General features: G+C 72.8%; 6 protein-coding genes and 1 riboswitch. Of the genes, 5 read left to right on the top strand and 1 reads right to left on the bottom strand.

The features are described 5' to 3' along the window. Both ACFU7D_RS27205 and bluB read left to right on the top strand, forming a co-directional pair. Positions 1–456, top strand: a 456-nt coding sequence (locus tag ACFU7D_RS27205) for an SAM-dependent methyltransferase (RefSeq protein WP_378873239.1), incomplete at its 5' end; no start/stop codon positions are given. Next, entirely contained in the window at positions 456–1,073 is a 618-nt protein-coding gene (gene bluB / locus ACFU7D_RS27200) for a 5,6-dimethylbenzimidazole synthase (RefSeq protein WP_378873237.1), read from the top strand. The genes ACFU7D_RS27205 and bluB, both read left to right, overlap by 1 nt. Here the strand turns inward: bluB and cbiE are convergent. Beyond that, positions 1,070–2,314: a precorrin-6y C5,15-methyltransferase (decarboxylating) subunit CbiE gene (gene cbiE, locus ACFU7D_RS27195; RefSeq protein WP_378873235.1), complete on the bottom strand. Its 1,245-nt coding sequence runs from the start codon at positions 2,312–2,314 to the stop codon at positions 1,070–1,072. The two genes, bluB and cbiE, sit on opposite strands and share 4 nt — an antisense overlap. Before the next feature lie 16 nt (positions 2,315–2,330). Then, positions 2,331–2,472, top strand: a riboswitch (cobalamin riboswitch). Between the two features lie 24 nt (positions 2,473–2,496). Between cbiE and ACFU7D_RS27190 the strand changes: the two genes are divergently transcribed. The 3 genes from ACFU7D_RS27190 to ACFU7D_RS27180 all read left to right on the top strand — a co-directional run. Then, complete coding sequence (locus ACFU7D_RS27190; protein WP_378873234.1) at positions 2,497–4,590, top strand: VWA domain-containing protein; 2,094 nt, start codon at positions 2,497–2,499, stop codon at positions 4,588–4,590. After that, entirely contained in the window at positions 4,590–5,204 is a 615-nt protein-coding gene (gene cobO / locus ACFU7D_RS27185; protein ID WP_378873232.1) for a cob(I)yrinic acid a,c-diamide adenosyltransferase, read from the top strand. Before ACFU7D_RS27190 ends, cobO begins: the two co-directional genes overlap by 1 nt. After that, positions 5,198–6,736 (top strand): cobyrinate a,c-diamide synthase (locus ACFU7D_RS27180; RefSeq protein WP_378873230.1); only part of this gene is annotated, 1,539 nt, incomplete at its 3' end. The genes cobO and ACFU7D_RS27180, both read left to right, overlap by 7 nt.

Raw genomic sequence — 6,736 nt, 5'->3', positions numbered from 1 at the left:
GGGGTGCCCTGGGACGTCACGCCGGGCGTGCCCGCCTACGCGGCGGCGGCCGCGCTCGTGGGACGGGAGCTCACCGTCCCGCTGGTGGCGCAGTCGGTCGTCCTCACCCGGACGCAGGCCCGGTCGACGGCCATGCCGGAAGGGGAGTCTCTGGCTGCGTACGCGGCGACCGGGGCCACGCTCGTGCTCCATCTCGCGATCCGGCGCGCCCGCGAGCTGATGGCCGAGCTGGTGCCCTACTACGGCCCCGAGTGCCCGGTCGTGGTCGTCTACCGTGCCAGCCAGCCCGACGAGCTGGTCCTGCGCGGGACGGTCTCCACGATCGCCGACGCCGTCGAGGAGGCCGGCCTGCGACAGGCCGCCGTGATCCTCGCCGGGCCCGCGCTGGCCCGCGACGGGGGCGAGTCGTTCCTCTACGACGCGGCCCGCCCGCGAAACCTGGAGGCGCGTGCCTGATGGACCTCTACGACGCCATCAACCGCCGCCGGGACACGCGTGCGGAGTTCACCGGCGACCCCGTCGATCCTGCTGTGCTCGACCGGCTCCTCTCCGCAGCCCACGCCGCCCCGAGCGTCGGCATGTCGCAGCCCTGGGACTTCGTGCTCGTACGCGACACCGACCGCCTCGAGCGCTTCCACGCCCACGTCGCGACCGAGCGTGACACCTTCGCCGCGACCCTGGCCGGCGAGCGGGCCGAGACCTTCTCCAGGATCAAGATCGAGGGCATCCGCGAGTCCGGGCTGGGCATCGTGGTCGGCTACGACCCGACCCGCGGCGGGCCCAACGTCCTCGGCCGCCACGCCATCGCCGACGCCGGCCTCTACTCAGTCGTCTGCGCCATCCAGAACCTCTGGCTGGCGGCCACCGCCGAAGGACTCGGCGTCGGCTGGGTCAGCTTCTACCGTGAGGAGTTCCTGCGGGACCTGGTCGGCATGCCCGAGGGCGTACGTCCCGTCGCCTGGCTCTGCGTCGGGCCCGTCGCCGACCTCCCCGACGTCCCCGACCTCGAGCGCTTCGGCTGGCGCCACCGCTCGCCGCTCTCGACGGTGGTCCACGAGGAGAAGTTCGGCTAGTCCGTCAGTATCTCCGGGCCACTGACCGGATCGACACCTCGCGAGCGCTGGCGCGCGCTGTAGGACCACTGCACGACCGTGCGCTGGGGTGCCCAGCCGCGGAAGGTGCCGATCGCGTCGACGGACTCCACCGAGATCCGGGTCAGCTCGCCGCCCAGCTCGGCGTGCTGTCGCGCCAGGAGCTGCTCGGTCTCCAGCGTGACGCCGTGGACCACCAGGCGCCCGCCGGGGCGCAGGGCGGCGAGGCAGGTGTCGAGCACGCCGGGGCGGGTCGCGCCGCCGCCGATGAAGATCGCATCCGGGGCAGGGAGGCCGGCCAGGGCATCGGGTGCACGGCCCTCGACCACGTTCAGTCCCGGAACCCCGAGCCGGGCGGCGTTGCGGGCGATCCTGGCCGCCCGCTCGGAGCTGCCTTCGATCGCGGTCGTGGTGCAGGTCGGATGCGCCCGCATCCACTCGATCCCGACCGAGCCGGCACCGGCGCCGACGTCCCACAGGTGCGCCCCGGGCGTGGGGGCCAGTCGCGCCAGGGCCGAGGCCCGCAGGTCACGCTTGGTCAGTTGGCCGTCGTTCTCGAAGACGTCGTCGGGAAGACCCGCGGCCCAGCCGAGGAGTGAGGCGCCGACGCACTCGATGGCCACGATGTTGAGCCGCGGCGACTCGCCGGACCAGGTCGATGCCGTCGCGGAGCGCCTGCTCTCCGACTCCGCTCCCAGATCGCCCAGGTCGGTCATGGTCGAGGCTCCGAAACCGGTTGTGACCAAGAGCTCCGCGAGTGCGGCAGGAGTCGACTCGTCGGAGGAGAGCGCAAGGATCCGGCGGCCGGGAGCGAGCTCGCGCGCGACCAGTGACACGTCGCGGCCGACGAGGCTGACGACCACGCACGTCTCGGCCGCCCAGCCCATCCGGGCGCGGGCGAGGGCGACGGAGGAGACGGCCGGCTCGATACGTACGTTCTCCCGACCTAGGAGCGAGATCAGGGTCGTCCCGATGCCGGAGACCAGCGGGTCGCCCGAGGCCAGAGCGACGACGGGGGAGTCGTCCGGCAGCGACTCGAGGAGCGCCGGGAGCCCCTCGCGCAGCGGCGACGGCCAGGGCTCGCGCCGCTGGCCGGGGGCATCCGGGACGAGGTCGAGATGACGCTTGCCGCCGAGGAGGACGGCCGACTCCCGGATCAGCTGCTGGTGACGTACGGGGATCTCGTCCCAACCTCCGGCACCGATGCCCACCACGACGATCATGAGGCCAGACGCTACAGTGACCGCACAGGCGCGAGGTGCCCCGACTGGGGAGAATCTGGGAAGCCGGTGAGATTCCGGCACAGGCCCGCTGCGGTGAATCGAGCCCCCTCACGGGGACTCGACAAGTCCGAAGACCGGCCTCGCGTCCATCCATCCAACGCGATAGGGAGCGGGAGCCTCTCATGCCGGTGCACTACCCATTTTCTGCCGTCCTCGGCTGCCAGGCGGACGACCTCGACGACATGGGCCTCGCGCTCGTGCTGACCACCATCTCCCCGGAGATCGGCGGGGTACTGGTCCGTGGCGAGAAGGGGACCGCGAAGTCGACGGCCGTACGCGGTCTGGCGGCCGTGCTGCCCTCGATCTCGGTCTACGCCGGGGACAGGTTCTCGATCGACCCCGCCGACCCCTCCGCGGAGTCGCCGGACGGTCCCTTCGGGTCCGCCGCCGTCGTGGAGAGCCGGCCGGTGCGGCTGGTCGAGCTCCCGGTCGGGGCCACCGAGGACCGCGTCGTCGGCTCGCTCCATCTGGAGAGCGCGCTGTCGCGCGGCGCGGTCGAGTTCGAGCCGGGGCTGCTCGCGCGGGCACACCGCGGCCTGCTCTACGTCGACGAGGTCAACCTGCTCCACGACCACCTCGTCGACCTGCTGCTGGACGCGGCGGCGATGGGCCGGGTCAGCGTCGAGCGGGACGGCGTCTCGGTCGAGCACGCCGCCCGGTTCGTACTGATCGGCACCATGAACCCCGAGGAGGGCGAGCTGCGACCGCAGCTGCTGGACCGCTTCGGGCTCACCGTCGAGGTCGCCGCCCCCCGGGATCCTTACCTTCGGGCGGAGGTCGTACGCCGTCGGATGGCCTTCGACCTGGACGCGCCCGGGTTCGTCGAGCGCTATCTGGCCGCCGAGCGAGACCTGACCGCTCGGGTCTCCACCGCGCGCGCCCTCGTCGGGAAGGTCCGGCTCACCGCGCCGGGGCTGCTCAAGATCGCCGAGGTCTGCGCGGCGTTCGAGGTCGACGGGCTGCGCGCCGACATCGTCACCGCCCGCACCGCGGTCGCACACGCGGCCTGGGCCGGGCGCTCCGAGGTCACCCGCGCAGACATCCGCCGCGCCGCCCTGCTGGCCCTCCCGCACCGCCGCCGACGCAACCCCTTCGACGCTCCCGGGCTCGACGAGGACCTGCTCGACCGCATCCTCGGCGACGAGGAGCTGCCGCCCGAGCCGCCGGAGGGCGGGGACTCGGATGAAGGTGGCGCTGACGACTCTGTTGGTCTCGACACGCCTCCGCCTAGCGGCTCCGGCGGCTCGACCAGCGATGGGGACGGCTCGACCGATCAGCCACCGTCGGTCGAGCCCGCGAGCGAAGCGAGCGGTGTCGAGACCAACACAGCCGATGACGCACCCGACCAGCCACAGAGTCCCTCCGCTCCCGCAGGCGAGTCCGTCACCGCCGCAGCCCCGGCCTACCGCCCACGCCTCCTGACCGTGACGGGCCTCGGTACGGGCCGCACCGGCGGCCGGAGCAAGGCGATCGGCAGCAGCGGCCGCCGGATCGGCGCCAGCGTCAGCACCCGCGGATCACTCCACCTCGTCGAGACGCTCAAGGCGGCCGCAGGCAAGCAGAGCGCCCGCTCGCGCACCTCGGCCAAGGTCGAGCTGCGCTCCGAGGACCTGCGGACCGCGATTCGCGAGGGCCGCGAGGCCAACCTGGTGCTCTTCTGCGTGGACGCCTCCGGCTCGATGGCCGCGCGCAAGCGGATGGCGCAGGTCAAGGCCGCGGTCCTCTCGCTGCTGCTGGACGCCTACCGGCGCCGCGACAAGGTCGGGATGATCACGTTCCGCGGTGAGGGCGCCGAGCTGGTGCTGCCGCCGACGAGCTCGGTCGACCTCGCGGCGGTCCGTCTCGACGAGATCCCCGCCGGAGGACGTACGCCGCTGGCCGAAGGCCTCCTCGAGGCCGCCCGCGTGCTCCAGCGCGAGCACCTGCGCGACCCCGATCTGCGGCCGCTGCTGGTGGTCGTCACCGACGGTCGCGCCACTTCCAAAGCCCACGGGAAGGGCGCGGTCGCGCGCTCGCAGCAGGCCGCCGCGTACGTCGCCGGTCTCGGTGTCACGACCGTCGTCATCGACTCCGAGAGCGGGCCGATGCGGCTCGGGCTGGCCCGCCGGCTGGCCGAGCACCTGGGCGCCGAGCACGTGCCGGTCGCCGAGGTGAGCGCCGAGGCGCTGACCTCCGCGGTGCACGGCTACACCACCAGCGGGAAGGGAGCAGCCTGATGCCCAAGGGACAGCCGCTGAACGTACCCGACGACGGGCTCACCACCCGCCAGCGCCGCAACCGGCCGCTGGTGATGGTCCACACCGGGCCGGGCAAGGGGAAGTCGACGGCCGCCTTCGGGCTCGCGCTGCGCGGCTGGAACCAGGGCTGGCGGATCGGGGTCTTCCAGTTCGTGAAGTCGGCCAAGTGGCGCATCGGCGAGCAGACCGTGCTCGAGCGCCTCGGGACGCTGCACGAGGAGACCGGCGAGGGCGGGCCGGTCGACTGGCACAAGATGGGCTCGGGCTGGTCCTGGAGCCGCAAGCAGGGGGAGGCCGAGGACCACGCCGCGGCCGCCGCCGAGGGCTGGGCCGAGATCAAGCGGTGCCTGGCCGCGGAGACGTACGACCTGCTGGTCCTCGACGAGTTCACCTACCCGATCAAGTGGGGCTGGGTCGACGCCGAGGAGGTGGCCTCCGTGCTCTCCGAGCGGCCGGGGCGCCAGCACGTCGTGATCACCGGCCGCGATGCCGACCCCGCCGTGCTCGAGGTGGCGGACCTGGTCACCGAGATGACCAAGATCAAGCACCCGATGGACGCCGGCCAGAAGGGCCAGCGGGGCATCGAATGGTGACCCTGCCCCGGCTGGTGGTCGCGGCTCCCTCGACAGGGTCGGGGAAGACGACGATCGCCACCGGGCTGATGGCGGCGCTGCGTTCCGCCGGGCACGAGGTCAGCGGTCACAAGGTCGGCCCGGACTACATCGACCCGGGCTACCACGCGCTCGCCACCGGGCGGCCGGGGCGAAACCTCGACCCTCATCTGGTGGGGGAGTCGCGGGTCGTGCCGCTGCTCCTCCACGGCGCCGCCGGGGCGGACGTGGCGATCATCGAAGGTGTCATGGGCCTCTACGACGGCCGCCTCGGCACCGACGGCTTCGCCTCCACCGCCCATGTCTCCTCGCTGACGTCCTCGCCGGTGGTCCTGGTCCTCGACGTCGCCCGGATGTCCCGCTCCGCCGCCGCGATCGCCGCCGGGATGGCCGCCTTCGACCCGTCCGTACGCATCGGGGGAGTCGTGCTCAACCGCTGCTCGCCCGGGCGGAACGCCGAGGAGATCCGGCGAGCGCTGGAGCAGGTCGGCCTGCCGGTGCTCGGTCTCCTGCCGCGTGATGAGTCGCTGGCCACCCCGTCGCGCCACCTGGGGCTCGTCCCGGTCGCCGAGCGCGACGAGTCGGTCGCGCTGATCGAGCGGCTGGGTGAGCAGGTTGCCGCCCACCTGGACCTGGGTGCCTTGCTGGAGGTCGCCCGTTCGGCGCCCGGGCTCGATGATGCTCCGTGGGATCCGTTGCTGGCGTTGCGCGAAGCCGACCGTGTTGGTTTCGACACGGCGTCGTTCGTACCTCACGACGCCGGCTCAACCAGCGGGCCCACCGCTGGGCGTGTCGAGACCAACACAGTGCGTCCCGTGATCGCGGTCGCGGGTGGGCGGGCGTTCACGTTCCGCTACCCCGAGACCGAGGAGCTCCTGGAGGCGGCAGGCTGCGACGTACGCTCCTTCGACCCGCTCACCGATCCCGCGCTTCCCGAGGGGACGAGCGGGATCTACCTGGGCGGAGGCTTCCCGGAGATGTACGCCGCCGACCTCGCCGCCAACCACAGCCTCCTCCGCGACCTCCGGGCCGCCGTCGAGGCCGGGACCCCGACGGTCGCCGAGTGCGCCGGGCTCCTCTATCTGGCCGAGTCCCTCGACGGCGTATCGATGGCCGGCGCCATCCCCGCCCACGCCGCGATGAGCGAGCGACTCACGCTTCGCTACCCGGTGGCCACCGCTGCCTCCGACTCCCTGCTCACCCGCGCCGGCGAGCAGGTCACCGGCCACGAGTTCCACCGCACCACCACCTCGCCCGCGGCCGGTGCCCAGGCGGCCTGGACCGTCGACGGCACGCCGACCGGCTTCAGCAGCGACACCGTCCACGCGTCGTACCTCCATGTGCACTGGGCCGGCCATCCGCACCTCGCCCGTCGCTTCGCCGAGGCCTCGCGTGCGTTCGCCGCTCGATTCACCCCCGCTGGTCGAGCCGCCCCCGTCGGTCGAGCCGACGTCGTGAGGGACGAACGACGTCGTGTCGAGACCAACACGGTCCAATCGAGCGCGACAGGAGAC

The organism is Nocardioides sp. NPDC057577 (genome assembly GCF_042801335.1).
In the GTDB taxonomy this organism is placed as follows: domain Bacteria; phylum Actinomycetota; class Actinomycetes; order Propionibacteriales; family Nocardioidaceae; genus Nocardioides.
Note: the sequence above shows the minus strand (reverse complement) of the source record. Positions and strands in the feature narration are given on the sequence as shown.